Source organism: Methylobacterium goesingense, from assembly GCF_022179225.1.
In the GTDB taxonomy this organism is placed as follows: domain Bacteria; phylum Pseudomonadota; class Alphaproteobacteria; order Rhizobiales; family Beijerinckiaceae; genus Methylobacterium; species Methylobacterium goesingense.
Genome location: NZ_BPQL01000147.1, coordinates 15,757 through 29,973, shown reverse-complemented (window position 1 = coordinate 29,973; position 14,217 = coordinate 15,757). Strand labels below are relative to the sequence as shown.

At 71.0% G+C, this 14,217-nt stretch carries 14 protein-coding genes; 5 read left to right on the top strand and 9 right to left on the bottom strand.

Translation table 11 applies throughout. The annotated features are described in order from the left end of the window. Both MFF30_RS21530 and MFF30_RS21525 read left to right on the top strand, forming a co-directional pair. Window positions 1-304: beta-barrel domain-containing protein (locus tag MFF30_RS21530; RefSeq protein ID WP_238282036.1), on the top strand; the 304-nt coding region annotated here is incomplete at its 5' end. Between the two features lie 561 nt (window positions 305-865). Continuing rightward, window positions 866-1,108, top strand: coding sequence for a DUF6894 family protein (locus MFF30_RS21525; protein WP_238282035.1), 243 nt, complete (start codon window positions 866-868; stop codon window positions 1,106-1,108). 33 nt (window positions 1,109-1,141) lie between these two features. On the opposite strand, the gene MFF30_RS21520 is transcribed toward MFF30_RS21525, so the two are convergent. The 6 genes from MFF30_RS21520 to MFF30_RS21495 form a co-directional block, all read right to left on the bottom strand. Then, window positions 1,142-1,480 carry a hypothetical protein gene (locus MFF30_RS21520; RefSeq protein WP_238282033.1) on the bottom strand — a complete coding sequence of 113 codons (339 nt, stop codon included), beginning with the start codon at window positions 1,478-1,480 and terminating at the stop codon, window positions 1,142-1,144. A 147-nt stretch (window positions 1,481-1,627) separates the two neighbouring features. Further along, the gene (locus tag MFF30_RS21515; protein ID WP_238282030.1) at window positions 1,628-2,632 is read right to left on the bottom strand and encodes an SDR family oxidoreductase; all 1,005 of its coding nucleotides are present in this window, start codon (window positions 2,630-2,632) and stop codon (window positions 1,628-1,630) included. A gap of 112 nt (window positions 2,633-2,744) precedes the next feature. Continuing rightward, on the bottom strand, window positions 2,745-4,028 hold the full coding sequence (locus tag MFF30_RS21510; protein WP_238282027.1) for a cation:proton antiporter: 1,284 nt from the start codon (window positions 4,026-4,028) through the stop codon (window positions 2,745-2,747). 120 nt (window positions 4,029-4,148) lie between these two features. After that, window positions 4,149-4,448: a hypothetical protein gene (locus MFF30_RS21505; protein WP_238282025.1), complete on the bottom strand. Its 300-nt coding sequence runs from the start codon at window positions 4,446-4,448 to the stop codon at window positions 4,149-4,151. A gap of 85 nt (window positions 4,449-4,533) precedes the next feature. After that, the gene (locus tag MFF30_RS21500; protein WP_238282023.1) at window positions 4,534-4,887 is read right to left on the bottom strand and encodes a hypothetical protein; all 354 of its coding nucleotides are present in this window, start codon (window positions 4,885-4,887) and stop codon (window positions 4,534-4,536) included. 202 nt (window positions 4,888-5,089) lie between these two features. After that, window positions 5,090-6,232: an FAD-binding domain-containing protein gene (locus MFF30_RS21495; protein ID WP_238282021.1), complete on the bottom strand. Its 1,143-nt coding sequence runs from the start codon at window positions 6,230-6,232 to the stop codon at window positions 5,090-5,092. Between the two features lie 169 nt (window positions 6,233-6,401). Between MFF30_RS21495 and MFF30_RS21490 the strand changes: the two genes are divergently transcribed. Next, the gene (locus MFF30_RS21490; protein ID WP_238282020.1) at window positions 6,402-7,601 is read left to right on the top strand and encodes an FAD-dependent monooxygenase; all 1,200 of its coding nucleotides are present in this window, start codon (window positions 6,402-6,404) and stop codon (window positions 7,599-7,601) included. A gap of 164 nt (window positions 7,602-7,765) precedes the next feature. Next, a complete protein-coding gene (locus MFF30_RS21485; protein WP_238282019.1) occupies window positions 7,766-10,423 on the top strand; it encodes an MHYT domain-containing protein in 2,658 nt (885 codons plus the stop codon). Window positions 10,424-10,435: 12 nt separating this feature from the next. Here MFF30_RS21485 and MFF30_RS21480 read toward each other — a convergent pair whose 3' ends face one another. Continuing rightward, complete coding sequence (locus MFF30_RS21480; RefSeq protein WP_238282017.1) at window positions 10,436-11,428, bottom strand: LacI family DNA-binding transcriptional regulator; 993 nt, start codon at window positions 11,426-11,428, stop codon at window positions 10,436-10,438. Between the two features lie 161 nt (window positions 11,429-11,589). Here MFF30_RS21480 and MFF30_RS21475 point away from each other — a divergent pair, with 161 nt between their 5' ends. Continuing rightward, on the top strand, window positions 11,590-12,858 hold the full coding sequence (locus tag MFF30_RS21475; protein ID WP_238282015.1) for an MFS transporter: 1,269 nt from the start codon (window positions 11,590-11,592) through the stop codon (window positions 12,856-12,858). Window positions 12,859-12,903: 45 nt separating this feature from the next. Here MFF30_RS21475 and MFF30_RS21470 read toward each other — a convergent pair whose 3' ends face one another. Next, window positions 12,904-13,548 carry a hypothetical protein gene (locus MFF30_RS21470; RefSeq protein ID WP_238282014.1) on the bottom strand — a complete coding sequence of 215 codons (645 nt, stop codon included), beginning with the start codon at window positions 13,546-13,548 and terminating at the stop codon, window positions 12,904-12,906. A gap of 28 nt (window positions 13,549-13,576) precedes the next feature. Next, the gene (locus tag MFF30_RS21465) at window positions 13,577-14,185 is read right to left on the bottom strand and encodes a glycosyltransferase family 29 protein (RefSeq protein WP_238282013.1); all 609 of its coding nucleotides are present in this window, start codon (window positions 14,183-14,185) and stop codon (window positions 13,577-13,579) included. Window positions 14,186-14,217 lie beyond the last annotated feature (32 nt).

Below are 14,217 nucleotides of genomic sequence, written 5' to 3'. Positions count from 1 at the left end.
CAACGTCCGCCTCGACCAGACGGCCATCCTGCGCTTCCCCGCCTTCAACCAGCGCGTCACCCCGGAGATCGACGGGGTGGTCAGCCGCGTCTCGGCCGACGTCACCACCGACCCGAAGTCGGGAATGAGCTACTACACCGCCCGCATCCGCGTGCCCGACGACCAGCGCCAGCGCCTCGGCCCCGCCCGCCTCGTGCCCGGCATGCCGGTCGAAAGCTTCATGCAGCTCGGCGACCGATCCGTGCTCAGCTACCTCGTCAAACCCCTCGCCGATCAGATCGCAAAGGCCTGGCGGGAACGGTGAGAGCCATGTTGGGGCCCGAGCCACGGGGCCGTCCTTACAGCCGGGTAAGCAGGCCTCGCCCGTCTGCGATTCAATGATGATTTCGATGCTCGGCTGTTGAAGCCGCGCGAACGCGGATCATCGCTCCAGCGTTATTCTCAACGTCCGGTCTTCAGACTAGCGTTCAGCTTCCTGATCATGGATCGAATGTGAATTCGCAGGCTCAAGATACGCTCGGGGAGGGGATCCGATCCCGCAACGATTGGATGTTCCTCGAACCCTACCATTAGTTAATTGCCTCCCCCGATCGCCTACGCTGCGCCGCAAAAAAGTAACCAAGACTATCACGCGGAGTGAGTCAAGGCCGCATTGTAGACAATTCGGGATTTTCAGTAATCGGCTGAATCGTCCTTCCGATGGAGGTTCGGACACCATCCTAGCCAAGGGGCGAATCTTTCCGCAGACTAAAACCGCTGGGACATCCTTCAGCGAGGTTTGACACGACCCTTGGCGTAGTTCGTTTGCCCAACAACGCGTTGCACTCTGGGCGAATCGAGCTATTCACACCTGCCTGATTCTCGCGTGGTGCAGAGCAATTCCCTCATGCATTTTCATTTCGATCTCACCGACGGCCGCAACACGATGTCCGATGCGGAGGGCGTCGATTCCGCCGACCTTTCGGAGGCCATTGAGCAGGCCGGCATCGTGATCGAGGAATTGCGCAGTGGCGGAGAATTGATGGATGTGGACGGCGCGTGGGAGCTCGTGATCAAGGATTCCGGCGGGAACGAGCTGCATCGCATCCCGATCCTATCGGGTGAGTGAAACCTACCGCCATCATCCGTCAGCGCATCGGCTTCACTCCGGTTTCCGACCCAGGTCCTTCGCGGGACCTTCGGATTCGGCCGATCCGACATCACCCCCGGTCGGTACGGCAAAGTCGACATTCGAGACGCAGGACAAGGTGACCGGATGACGATGGAGTCCGATGACGATCTCTTGCGGTTCCTCGATCGTGACGAGGCGGAGGCTGTGTTCCGGGAACGCCGTGCCCGGGCCGACGACGATCGGCCCGAGACACGCGCCGCGCGATCGCCCGCGATCTCGCTGATGATCACGCAGCGTCAGAGGGGTCGACTTCGTGACCTTGGATTCACGGAAGACGCGATCCGGTCGATGACCCCGGCCGAGGCGCACGAGCGCCTCCGGCTCGACGGGCGCGAAGGCTGACCGTTCCAGCCACGGTCCGGCGGATGCGGCACCGGCGCATGCATCCGCGCATCCGCCGACCGGATCACCGCCCGGGACCGTGTCGCAGCTCCGCGTTCCCTGAGGCCATGTGCATCAGAGCGGACGTCGAGCGCGCCGTGCGAGGGCGAGGGCTCCCGTGGCCGCTAGGCCCGTGGCGATCGCCAGGGTCGTCAGCGGATGCAGCGTGGCGCGGGTGTAGGCGCTCGTGCGCATGACGTAGACGGGCGGGTCGCCGCGCTCGTCTCCGGCCTGCGCCGGGGCGTGCAAAGCGCCGGTGGGATTGCGGGGCGGCTCGCCACGCTTCTGGAGGGCGATGATGGCAGGGGCCAACTCGTCGTAGGCACCGGGCACCAACGCCTTGCCCATCACGAACATCTTGCCGCCGCCGCCCACGAATATGTCCCGCTGCGGATGCACCGCGGCGTGCAGGATGGCATTGGCGACCTCCGCCGGCGGATAGATCGGCGGCGGCAGCGTCGGCTCGCGGTCCATGTAGTTGCGCGCCCGGTTCGGCAGCGGCGTGTCGACCGAGGCCGGCTTGACCAGGGTGACCGAGACCGGTGCGCCCTCGGCGATCAACTCCATGCGGAGGGTGTCGGTGAACCCCTTCACGGCGTGCTTCGAGGTGGCGTAGAGGCCCTGGAACGGGAAGGCGAGGTCGGAGGCGACGCTGCCGACGTTGATGAGCGCCCCGCCGTGCCGCCGCAGGTGCTCGACCGCGATCAGCGATCCGTTGACCGTGCCCCAGAGGTTGGTCTGGATCAGGCGCTCGTGGTCGGAATACGCGATCTCGCGCAAGGGGCCGTAGACGGTAAGGCCCGCCACATTGACCCAGGTGTCGAAGCCGCCAAAGCACGCCCGTGCCTCATCGGCGATCGCCTGCACGTCCGCGCGCTGGCCGACATCCGCCGTCACCGCGACGGCCTGGCCCCCCTCGGCCTCGATCTCGCCGACGATGCGGGCGAGCACGTCGGTGCTGCGTGCCGCCAGCACCACCCGGGCGCCCCGCCGCGCGGCCATGCGCGCGGTCGCCAGCCCGATGCCGCTGGACGCGCCGGTGATGACGATGACCTGATCCCGCAGGGGCTTGTGCTTCATGGGTCCGACTCCTCGGCGAACCGCGCATTGCCGGTCCGTGACGATGACCCGTTCGGGGCACTCCATGTTCTGGCCTGCGGCGATGCGCGCCGCGATTCCGGGGGCCTTCCGCTCACGGGCGCGGAACGGCGAGCTTCAGGTCGAGCTGGGCGCTCTGCGTGTCGCGTCCCATGCGCCGGTCGAGGGCACGCAGGACCGGCGTGACCGTGATGCCGTGCCCGAGGATGGAAAGCAGCACGGTGAGGCCGGCCGTGGCCCAGATCAGGTCCGTCCGCTCGAAAGTGGCGTGCCCCATGGCGAAGGCGAGGTAATAGACCGTGCCCAGCCCGCGTATGCCGAAGATGCTGACGACGGCGCGATCCGCCAGCGAGCGGCCGCTGCCGATAAGGCCGATCCAGCAACTCACGGGACGCACCACGAGGAGGCCGATCAGCGCGAAGGCCACGGCCGGCCAGGTCAGGGGCTGCAGCAGGCCTCCGCCGACGAGGACGGCTCCGAACCCCACTAGCAGCACCATCATCAAGAGGCGTTCGAGTTCCTCGGCGTAGTCGTGCATCTTGCGGTGATAGGCGTGGCCGCGGCTGGACGAGCGCAGCCCGAGGGCCGCCGCGAAGACGCCGACGAAGCCGTAGGCGTCCACGGCCTGGACGCAGCCATAGGCGATGCAGGTGACCCCGAGGGCCACGAAGCCATCGCCGGTCCGGGAAAGCTTCGAGAGATTGGGCAAGTGGAAGGTCAGCCACCCGAGCGCCCGCCCGACCGCTGCGCCCAGCACGGCACCGACGGCCACCTTCCAGAGAACGTCGATGGAGAGCCAGTGCGACCAGGACAGCCCGGTCAGGCTGCCGGCCCCGGCCAGCGCGACGGCGAGGTTCACGAACGGAAAGGCGAGCCCGTCGTTGAGGCCGGCCTCGGAAGTCAGGGCGAAGCGCGGCTCGTCCTCGTGGTCCTCGGCCGGATGGCCGACCTGAACGTCGGAGGCGAGCACCGGATCGGTCGGGGCCAGGGACGCGGCGAGCAGCAGGGCGGCCGCGAGGCCGAGCCCGAGCAGGGCCGAGCCGAGCGCGGTCAGGGCCAGGATGGTGAGCGGCATGCCGATGCCGAGGAGGCGCCAGGTCACCGACCAGGTCTTGAGGCCGATCAGCCGGTCGATCTTCAGGCCCGCGCCCATCAGGGAGATGACGACGACCGCCTCGCTCGCATGCTCGATGACGGCGAGGTGCGAACCCGGATGAGGGGTGAGGTCGGCGATCGCGGGGAACATGGACAGGGCCGCGCCGATACCGACACAGCAGATGGGCAGGGACAGGGGCAGAGCCCGAAGCACCATCGGCAGCCATGCCGTCAGAAGCACCAGGACACCGAACCCGGCGACGACGAGGACATAGATTTCCATTGACGGGTCAACGATCCCGCGAACAGGCGCGTTCCGCGCGGCCGTGCCTCCGCGACACCGGCGCCCGCAATGACCTTCCGGTACCGAACGGCGTCGGCGTTCCCGCCGACCGTCCCGAAATCAGGAGAGAAGGCGCCCCGGATGGGTCTGGATCGCCGTCACCTCATCGCCGTCCCAGAGGATGCCGTATCCCGCTTCGCAGGCGGCCTCGGAGGCGACAGCCTTCCAGTCGCTGAACGGACGGTCGGCGGCCCGGGCGAAGGCGAGGTCGCAGATCCGGGTGACGTTGCCCACCGAGGTGCCGCCGCGTCGTGCCCAGTGTCGATGCAGGGGGGCGAGGGCCGCGTCGTAGAGCCTCGCCTGCTCGTGAAAGGCGACGAGGTCCAGTCGCATGTCCTCGATTTCGGCTGGACCAATCATCGTCGTGGCACTCCTCGGGATGGAAAACGGGGGCGTGGGGAATGTGGCTGGGGACGTGCCCCCCGGCCCGGTCTGTCGGGATGGCCTACGGCAAGGCGCCGATCATGCCCTTGGCCTCGCTCATCGTGTTCTCGCAGGCGCGCTGGTCGCCGCGCCGGTCCTCGTCGGACGCCCGGATGATGAGGGTCCGGGCCACGGCGACGTGGTCGGCGGTCGAGACCATGGCGAGATCGCTCGGTGCATCGGGGCGGGGAGCCTGGAGGCCGCGGAGCGAACCCGTGCGCAGAGTATGGCCGTCCTTGAGGCCGGCGACCTGAACGGCACCGGAACTGTCGAGGCGGCGCTCGATGGTGCCGATCTGCTCGGCGCACGAGGAGGCCAGGGCGGGGAGCGGGAGGAGCGCGGCGGCGAGGCCGGCGAGCAGGGGCATGGGGCGCATCGGGATGACTTCCGGTGAGGCGGCAGCATCGCGGTTTCGCCCGGCGAGCGAATGAACCCGATGCCGTCCCTCACGCATCGATGCGAGGGTAGCATCGAAACAACGGCCTGAGCGCGCTTATGTTGCGTTGCAAAAACGCGGGTCCGCCCGGCGTTTCCGGCCGGGCCGGGATGCGGCCAAGATTGGCCGGCACGCCGGAGGTTCAGCGGCCGAGGAGGGCCGGGATGACGGAGCGCAGGCGGGAGTAACCCCGCGTGGATCGCGGCCAGGCGGCCTCGTCCCAGGCCCGGCGCACGCGCCGGCATCCCTCCGGCAGGGCGGCCGCCGAAGGGCCGATAGGTGCCCAAGCCGTCACGACCGGCCGATCGCCCGCCCAGTCGGTCTCGACAGCCCCGGCCGGACACCCGAAATGGGCACCGGCCCGGGCCAGGGCATCCGCCATCGCCTCCGCATCGGCGGACTTGACCCGATCGGACGCTCCGTCCGCGTGAGCGATCAGGCCGCCGACGCGCACGACCGTCGCGGCGCCGAGCGGCAGACTCTCCGGGTTCAGGTCGTCGAGGTGCAGGAGCAGCGCGACCTCGCCCGACGGCGGAGCATCGGCGGGCGGCAGCGGGACCTCGCGCGGCGGCATAGGCTCGTCGAGGGCATCCGGGTATTCGTCGAGCCCGGTGGGGGCGAAGTGCCCCTCCGTGTACCGGCGGATGTTCTCGGCCCGGGCGACGTAGTGCTTGCCGCGGGTATGGAGGCCCGCCACCCAGCGCCAAGACAGGGTGTTGCTCGCCGGATCGCCGTCGAGGAGGTGACGCATGAAGAAGTCGGCCCCGAGCGCCCAGGGCAGCCGAAGGGTGAAGATCCAGATCGAGGCGAACCACATCCGGGCGTGGTTGTGGAGCCAACCCGTCTCCACGAGCTCTCGCGCCCAGTCGTCGAAGCCGTCGATGCCCGAGCGGCCCTGCACCGCCCCTTCGTAGGTCCGGCGCAGGCCGGGCTCGGCGAGCAGGCGCGCGTGGTCCGCCTCGGCAGACGCGAGGGCGTCCGTCCAGGCGGCGGGGTGGGTCTCCAGATGGCCCTTGAAGTAGGTCCGCCAGAACACCTCCGACACGAACTTCTCCGCGCCTCCGTCGCCGAACGCGTGCTCCGCGGCGGCCACCACCTCCGCTTCGGTGACGAGGCGGCGGCGCAGGTAGGGCGAGAGCGCCGAGGTCGTCGGCGCGTGCGCCGGTCCCCGGTCGGTGTTGCGGTCGGCGGCGTAGGCCGCGCCGGCATCGGCCAGAAACTCCGACAGGCGGTCGAGCCCTGCGGCGCGGGTCATTGGGCGGGTGATGGGAAAGCTGCGATCCATCGACCCGACCTAGGGTCGCGGACAAGGATGAAAGATGCGACCCAATCGCATCTCGTTCGCGAAATCCCGGCGCGGGTCTTGGCGGGAACCTCGGTATCGGGCCGGAATTCCGACACGGCGCAGCCGGCGGACGCCCGGCGTGCATGTCCGCCGGCCGAAGGTGAACCGCATGTCCCGTCGCATCCTGATCACCGGCGCCAGCGTCGCGGGCAACGTTGCCGCCTGGTGGCTCGGCCGGCACGGATTCGACGTCACCGTGGTCGAGCGCAACCCCGCGTTCCGGGACGGCGGGCAGAACGTCGATGTCCGCGGGGTCGGGCGCGAAGTGCTGCGGCGCATGGGCCTGGAGCGCGCCGCCCTCGACCACGGCACCGGCGAGGAGGGCACCGCCTGGGTCGACGCGGCGGGCCGGGCGGTCGCCCGCTTCGCCGTGGATCCGAGCCTCGGCGACGGCCCGACGGCGGAGATGGAGATCCTGAGGGGCGACCTCGCGCGGCTTCTCTACGAGCCCGCCCGGGAGCGGGCCAGCTTCCGCTTCGGCGACACGGTGACCGAAATCGCGGATGGGGCCGACGCGGCCCGGGTGACCTTCGCGAGCGGCGCGGTCGAGGCCTACGATGCCGTCATCATCGCCGAGGGGGTGGGTTCGCCGACGCGCAAGCGCGTGTTTCCGGGTGAGAACGACCCGCGCTGGATGGGATTGACCATCGCGTATTTCACCATCCCGCGGACCGCCGACGACGACCGGATGTGGCGCTGGTACAACGCGCCGGGTGGGCGCAGCATCTCCCTGCGGCCCGACAACCACGGCACCACCCGGGCGATGCTGGCCCTGCGTCAGCCTCCCGGGGCCGAGCAGGACTGGGACGCCGCCCGCCAGAAGGCGTTCCTGCGGGAGCGCTTCGCGGATGCGGGCTGGCAGGCCGCGCGGGTGCTCGCCGGGATGGAGCAGACGGAGGATTTCTATTTCGATGTCCTCCGGCAGGTGCGGCTGAAGCGCTGGGCCCGGGGGCGGGTGGCGCTCACCGGCGACGCGGCCTGGTGCGCGACGCCGCTCGCGGGCATCGGCACCACCCTGGCCGTCACCGGCGCCTACGTGCTGGCAAGCGAACTGGCGCGCGGCGCCGACGTGCCGGCCGCCTTCGCCGCCTACGAGCGCGCGATGCGGCCGATGGTGGAGAGCGGACAGGGCGTGCCCGGGATCGCCCCGAAGATCATGAATCCCCGCAGTCGCCTCGGCATCCGTCTCCTGCACGGCGGGCTCCGGTTCGCGAGCCGTCCCGCCATTCGCCGGCTGACCTCGAAACTCGCCGGTGGGCGCGCGCCGGAACCCGATCTCGCTCCCTACGCGGCGCTCCTTCGCGCCTGAAACCGGCGCGGGGATTTCCCCGGATCGATCCGTTCGGGCGCCGCACGGCTTCGTGAGACCGAAGGGCGCGCGCGAATGGTCTACAGACGACGGACGTCGCCTTCCCGACCGGCCCCGTCGCCAGGTCGACCGGAAGGGGCGGACCGCCACCGCACGGGCATTCCATGGTTCATACCGGCTACGACCCCGCTCTCGTCGCGCTCTCGATCGCCGTTGCGGTCTTCGCCTCCTACACGGCCCTCGACCTCGGCGCGCGCGTCCGCGGTGCGGCCGCCGGCCTGCGCTGGGTCTGGGTCGGCGCCGCGGCGATCGCGATGGGTGGCGGGATCTGGGCGATGCACTTCGTCGGCATGCTGGCCTTCGAGATGGGGGCACCGGCCGCCTACGATCTCGGCATCACGGCCCTGTCCCTCCTCGTCGCCGTCACCGCCACCGCGGCGGCCTTCGGCTGGGTGGCGATCCGCGGAACTTCGCCCCGGTCGCTCCTCGTCGCCGGTCCGCTGATGGGCCTCGGCGTCGCGGCCATGCACTATGTCGGGATGGCGGCGATGCGGGTGCCGGGGAACCTCGCCTACGATCCGGCGATCGTCGCCACCTCCGTCGCCATCGCGGTCCTGGCCGCCACCGCCGCCCTGTGGCTGGCCTTCCGCCGCAACCGGCTCTGGCAGAAGCTGGTCGCGGCCTGCATCATGGGTCTGGCTGTCGCCGGCATGCACTACACCGGCATGGCGGCGGCGAGTTTCACCCTCGCGGAGGAGGGCGCCCACGCGGCGCACGGGATGGTCCCGGCGGCGGGCCCGCAGAACCTCGCCCTGGCGGTGGCGGGCGTGACCTTCGTCATCCTGTTTCTGGCGATGATGGTGGGCTCCCTCGATCAGGGGCGGGTGCAGCGGCGCCTGCACGTCAGTGAGGCGCGCTTCCGTTCCGCCGTCCGGGCCGTCGACGGCGTCATGTGGAACACCAACGCGGCGGGCGAACTCGTGGATGAGCAGCCCGGCTGGGAACAGATCACCGGCCAGACCTTCGCGGAGTATCGCGGCGGCGGCTGGACCCGCGCCCTTCACCCGGACGACGCGGAGAACGCCCGCCTCGTCTGGGAATCGGCGGTCCGGACCGGCACGCCCTACGTCGTCGACCAGCGCGTGCGCCATCCGGACGGCGACTGGCGCCACTACGCCGTCCGCGCCGTGCCGGTGCACGATTCCGACGGGGCGATCCGCGAATGGGTCGGCGTGCATGTCGACGTCACCGGGCGTCACGCCTACGAGGCGGCGCTGCGGGAGGCCCGCGACGCCGCCGAGGAGGCGAGCCGGGCCAAGAGCCGCTTCCTCGCCAACATGAGCCACGAGCTGCGCACCCCGCTCTCGGCGGTGATCGGCTACGCGGAGATGCTGGAGGAGGAGGCGGAGGATCTCGGGCAGGACACGTTCCTGGCCGATCTCGGCAAGATCCGAGCGAACGCCCAGCATCTGCTCGGCCTGATCAACGACGTCCTCGACCTCTCAAAGGTCGAGGCCGAGAAGATGGACGTGTACGCCGAGGACTTCGCCGTCGACGGCTTCGCGCGCGACGCCGCCGCCACCGTCGAGGCCCTGGTCGCCAAGAAGGGCAACCGCCTCGTCCTCGACCTCGCGCCGGACCTCGGCAACGCGCGCACCGACGCGGTGAAGCTGCGCCAGTGCCTGTTCAACCTGCTCGGCAACGCCGCGAAGTTCACCGAGGGCGGGACCGTCACCATGCGGATTCGGCGCCACACCACCGCGAATGGTGACCGGCTGAGCTTCGCCGTCGCCGATACCGGGATCGGCATGTCGCCCGAGCAGGTGGCCGGGCTGTTCCAGCGCTTCGCGCAAGCGGACGAGACGACGACGCGCAAGTACGGGGGAACCGGCCTCGGCCTCGCCCTGACCAGGGCCTTCGCCGGCCTGATGGGCGGGGAGATCGAGGTGGAGAGCCTCGTGGGCGGGGGCACGACCTTCACCCTGACCGTGCCGGCCGTCGTCCCCGTCGTGGAGGCTCCGGCGGAGGCCGAGCCCGCCGAGCGGTCGGAGCATGAGGCCGGGGGTAGCCGTGGCCTCGTGCTCGTCGTCGACGACGAGGCGAGCCAGCGGGACCTCATGGCGCGCTTTCTCATCCGGCAGGGCTTCTCCGTGCGGACGGCGGGCGACGGGCGGACCGGCCTCGACCTCGCCCGGACCCTGGCGCCCCGGGTGATCCTGCTCGACGTGATGATGCCGGAGGTCGACGGCTGGACGGTGCTGGCGACCCTCAAGGCCGATGCGGCCACCCGCGACATTCCGGTGGTGATGGTCAGCTTCGTGGCCGACGCGGCGTTGAGCGCGTCCCTCGGCGCGGCGGACGCCCTACCGAAGCCGGTGGATTGGGGACGGCTGAAGGCGGTGCTGACCCGCCTCGGACCCGAGGCCGGCGGCGTGCTGGTGGTGGACGACGACGCGGGCATGCGGGCGCGCCTGCGCCATGTCCTCGAACGCGACGGCTGGGCGGTGCGCGAAGCCGGCGACGGCGCCGAGGCCCTGGCCCGGGTCCACGAGGCGCGCCCGGCTGTCATCCTGCTCGACTTGACCATGCCGGTCATGGACGGCTTCTCGTTCCTGCTGCGGCTGCGCGCCCTGGCCGGCGGCAGCGATATCCCGGTGGTGGTGCTCAGTGCCCGGGACATCTCTCCGGCCGAGCGGAGCGAACTCGCCGGCGTCGACCGGGTCGTCCGAAAGGGGGATGCCAGCCTGCAGGAACTGGCGGCCGAGGTCGCCCGGCTCGGGCAGGCTCCCGAAGCGGCCGCCGATCCGTTGAGTCGTCCCTGAGCGGGCGCCCCGTCAGCACCGGGTGCTGGCGCGCGTCACGAGGTGGGGTCGCACCAGCACCTCGGACGGCCCTGCCTCCTCCGCCTCCATCAGGGCGAAGGCTCGCGCGGCGATTCGGTCGAGGTCGACATCGACCGTGGTCAGGCGATAGGGCGGCCAGGCCGAGGCCGCGACGTTGTCGTAGCCGGCCACCAGCACGTCCTCCGGACAGCGCAGGCCGAATTCCTCCCGGAGGGCGTCGATGGCGCCCATCGCCGTGAGATCGTTCAGGCAGAACAGGCCGTCCGGCCCGGTACCGGACGCATAGAGCGCCCGCACCGCCATGGAACCTCCGCCGTGGTGATGGTCGCCCTGCGCCCGCGCGCACGCCGCAATCCCGAGTTCCGCCAGGCCCTGCCGGAAGCCGGCCTCGCGGCGTTCCTGGGCGAGCGTGCCCGACCGGCCCGCGATGTAGCCGAACCGGCGGGCGCCCTGCGCATGCAGGTGCTTGGCGATCGCGACGCCGGCCCCGTGGTCGTCGGCCGCCACCGTCCGGACCCAGCGGTTGGTCACCGCGGAGTTCATCGTCACGATGGGCACTGTAAAGCGCGCCAGGGCTTCGGCCACGTCCGTCGCGTTCACCGAGAGCGAGGTCAGGACCGCGTCGACTTGATAGCCCGAGAGGAGTTCCACGGCAGAGCCGAGCGCCCACTCGTCCGCGACGAGCACCAGCATCACCTGCCGTCCCGTCCGCTGAAGCCCCGCCGCGAAGCTCTCCAGGGCCATGGCGTGGAAGGGATTGGCGAGGCCGCCGACCGCCACGGCGACGATGCCGGAGCGCCCGGTCGTCAGCGAGCGCGATAGGAGGTTCGGCCGATAACCCAGCGCCTCGGCGGCCGCCAGGACCTTGGCGCGGGTGGCCGGCGAGGCGATGCCACCCGGCGTGAACGTCCGCGAAACCGCCGATTGCGAGACCCCCGCCAGCCGGGCGACGGCGATGGAGGAGGGCGGGCGGTTCCTGGTCACCTGTCGCTTCTCCCCTGAGGCTCTGCACGCAGCGCAGGGCATCTATGTGCGCTCGACTGCATCCCTATGCAACGTTTGTTGCAGTGCACAGTTGAGGGAACACGTGCCCTCGAGAAGCGGGCGTTTCGGCTACGCTTCCCAACGCGCTCCCGGAGATCCGCATGAGCCTCGTCGATCTCCCCAGGGTCGAACTTCCCGAGACCGCTCCCCTCGATGCCGGGGCTGCTGCGGAGGCCACGTCGGGTGGGCCGGCGCCCGGGCCGAATCCGACCCTCGTCCTCGTCGCGCTGGCGACGGGGGGCTTCGCGATCGGCACCACCGAATTCGCCGCCATGAGCCTGTTGCCGTCCTTCGCGCCCGATCTCGGGATCGATGCCGCCACGGCCGGCCACGTGATCAGCGCCTACGCCCTCGGAGTCGTGGTGGGGGCGCCGATCATCGCGGTGCTGGCGGCCCGCATCGCGCGGCGCACGCTGCTCGTCGCCCTGATGGTGCTGTTCGCCCTCGGCAACGGCCTCTCGGCGCTGGCGCCGAGCTATCCCTGGATGCTGGTCTTCCGCTTCCTCGCCGGCCTGCCGCACGGGGCCTATTTCGGGGTGGCGGCCCTGGTCGCCGCCGCCCTTGTGCCGCGCGCGCGGCGCTCGCAGGCGGTCTCGCGGGTCATCGCGGGCCTTACGGTCGCGACCGTGGTGGGGGTGCCGCTCGCCAACGGCATCGGTCAGCTCGTCGGCTGGCGCTGGAGCTTCGGCCTCGTGGCCCTGCTCGCCACCGGAACCGCGATCCTGGTGCGGATCTACGCGCCGCTGGGTGAGCCGGCCCGGGGGGCGAGCGCTCTGAAGGAACTCGGCGCCCTGCGGCGCGGCCAGGTCTGGCTGACGCTGGCAACCGGCGCCATCGGCTTCGGCGGCCTGTTCTCGGTCTACACCTACCTGGCCTCGACGATGCTGGAAGTCACGCACGCTTCGCCGGGCGCGATCCCGCCGGTGCTCGCCCTGTTCGGCCTCGGGCTCACCGTCGGCAACCTCGTCTGCGCGTGGGCGGCCGACCGCGCCCTGATGCCGGCGGCCGGCCTGACCCTGGTCTGGAGCGCGGGCGCGCTCGCGCTCTACCCCTACGCGACGGGAAGCCTCTGGACCCTCGGGCCCGTCGTCTTCCTCATCGGCTGCGGCGGCGGCCTCGCCACGATCCTGCAGACCCGCCTGATGGATGTCGCCGAGGACGCGCAGACCCTGGCCGCCGCCCTCAACCACTCGGCCTTCAACGTCGCCAACGCCCTCGGACCCTGGCTCGCCGGCCTCGCCCTCACGGCCGGGCTCGGCCTGCCCGCGACCGGCTGGGTCGGCGTCGCGCTGGCCCTCGGGGGGCTGGCGATCTGGGCGGTCTCGTTTCTCGCCGAGCGGCGTGGCGGCGTGGTTCCGGCCGCGCGTTGACCGGGGCGGCAGCGCGAACCCCGCGCATATCCGGGCTCGATCCGGTCAGGGCGCTTCCCACGCGGACCGGACCGGACCCGTCGCGGTATCGGGCTTCGCCGCGCCGATGAAGATCACCACCGGTCCATGCTCGGCGCGGCGCGGATCATAGAAGTCGAGCAGGTTCGGGTGCAGGCGCTGGAGAAAGTCGGGCCGCAGGCCCTCCTGGCGCATGAGGTGGTCGATGACGACCTGATCGCCGTGCACGGCGTTCGGTACCGGGCCGCAAGCGCCCGGCGCCATCCAGCGCTCGGGTTCGGCCGCGAAGGCGGCATGGAGGAAATCCAGCGCGCCCCCGTCCCAGCGCAGCAGGGCGCTGGAGAGGCGGCCCTTGTGAAAGTAGTCCTCCATGGCGGCGAGGCCCGGCTCGCCCAGTGCATCGGCCGGTCCGGTGAAGACGGTGTCGAGGTCGCAGAGCAGGGTCGGCCCCCGCGTCAGGCCGGGGCGGAACGCCTCCATCTTCGCCCACCAGGCCGGCCAGTCGTGCCGCAGCGGGACGCGCTTGACGCCCGCGACGGCGAGGGGCAGGTCCGTAAGGCAAAGGATCCGGTCGAAGGCCGGGGCGTGTCGGCGTACGCCGCGGGCGAGGCGCTCGACCCAGACCGCGTCGTAGCGGCCGCCGCCCTTCAGGACGGTGATGAGTGTGGTCATGGGATGAAGGTAATCCTGATCGGGCTGGTCAAGCGGGGCAGGGGTGCAGGCGGATGTGCCCGGCTGCCTCGGCCTGCCGGAACCAGGCGCGCTCGGCCGCCCAGGGGTGGCCGGGCCAGCCGTCGAAACCGAAGCCGTGGACCTCGACCGCGCCCTGTTCCGCCGGCCGGCCGAGTAGGAGCGCCAGGGTCACGAGGAAGCCGGTGCTGGGGTTCGGCCGCTCGGTGGCACCGGGGGACGCGAGGCGTGTCCAGGCCGCCCGGTGCAGATCCTCGGACAGAACGTGGACGGGCCTGCCGAGGGAGGCCAGCAGAGCCAGGGCTTCGCGCGTCCAGCAGATCTGCTCGGGCCGGTTGTGCTCCGCCGGCAGCATCGGGAACGGCAGGATGAAGGCCTCGGCGCGCTGGACCACCGGGCGCGCCAGGAAATGCGGGTCGGTGAGCCATTCGCGCATCTGCCCGCCGCGATTGACCAGGGCGAGGTGGGTGACCCGGGAGCCGGTGCGCCCGCCGAAGCCCGGCGCGTTGTTGAAGCGCACGACGCACGCCGCCCCGTCGATCGCCGCGCCGGCGTCGAGCCCCGGCGCGTTGCCGACGATGGCGAGTGTGCCGCGTCCGGACGGAGGCAGGTCGGGCATCGGCGGGGAGTCGACCTGGGCGTCCACTTGCG

What these genes read in the sequence shown, in the direction of transcription:
- MFF30_RS21515 (WP_238282030.1), bottom strand. Translation starts at nt 2,632, where the DNA reads ATGAAGCACAAGCCCCTGCGGGATCAGGTCATCGTCATCACCGGCGCG.
- MFF30_RS21510 (WP_238282027.1), bottom strand. Translation starts at nt 4,028, where the DNA reads ATGGAAATCTATGTCCTCGTCGTCGCCGGGTTCGGTGTCCTGGTGCTT.
- MFF30_RS21505 (WP_238282025.1), bottom strand. Translation starts at nt 4,448, where the DNA reads ATGATTGGTCCAGCCGAAATCGAGGACATGCGACTGGACCTCGTCGCC.
- MFF30_RS21500 (WP_238282023.1), bottom strand. Translation starts at nt 4,887, where the DNA reads ATGCGCCCCATGCCCCTGCTCGCCGGCCTCGCCGCCGCGCTCCTCCCG.
- MFF30_RS21495 (WP_238282021.1), bottom strand. Translation starts at nt 6,232, where the DNA reads ATGGATCGCAGCTTTCCCATCACCCGCCCAATGACCCGCGCCGCAGGG.
- MFF30_RS21490 (WP_238282020.1), top strand. Translation starts at nt 6,402, where the DNA reads ATGTCCCGTCGCATCCTGATCACCGGCGCCAGCGTCGCGGGCAACGTT.
- MFF30_RS21485 (WP_238282019.1), top strand. Translation starts at nt 7,766, where the DNA reads ATGGTTCATACCGGCTACGACCCCGCTCTCGTCGCGCTCTCGATCGCC.
- MFF30_RS21475 (WP_238282015.1), top strand. Translation starts at nt 11,590, where the DNA reads ATGAGCCTCGTCGATCTCCCCAGGGTCGAACTTCCCGAGACCGCTCCC.
- MFF30_RS21470 (WP_238282014.1), bottom strand. Translation starts at nt 13,548, where the DNA reads ATGACCACACTCATCACCGTCCTGAAGGGCGGCGGCCGCTACGACGCG.
- MFF30_RS21465 (WP_238282013.1), bottom strand. Translation starts at nt 14,185, where the DNA reads ATGCCCGACCTGCCTCCGTCCGGACGCGGCACACTCGCCATCGTCGGC.